Here is a 305-nt window from a genome sequence, read left to right on the forward strand (position 1 = left end):
GCATCACGGGATGCTCCCGATAAGCCGATTAGGAGAACTCAATGCTGAGCGAGAAGCAGTACCGGGCAGCACTCGACATCGTGCTGAACATCCCGAAGGGCGATGGCGCCAACTGGAACAACGATTTCATTCTGGGCTGTGCCATGCACGGCCTGGTCCTGCTGCCGGTCAGGCAGAGCCCGAATCCGCCATTCATGCACTACGGACTGGCACCCATCTCCTACCAGGAAGAGAACGGGCATAGAGCCTGGTCCGAAAGCTGGATCGTCGATGGTGACTACGAGGACCACCTCAAGAAAGAGGTG

1 protein-coding gene is annotated in these 305 nt (G+C 58.0%); it reads left to right on the forward strand.

What is annotated here, in order from left to right; genetic code table 11:
• Positions 1-41: 41 nt before the first annotated feature.
• On the forward strand, positions 42-305 hold a 264-nt coding region (locus SB717_RS34830), incomplete at its 3' end, for a hypothetical protein (protein ID WP_410907444.1).

Origin of the sequence: Priestia sp. SIMBA_032 (assembly GCF_046535215.1) — a bacterium.
Taxonomy (GTDB): Bacteria; Bacillota; Bacilli; order Bacillales; family Bacillaceae_H; genus Priestia; species Priestia aryabhattai.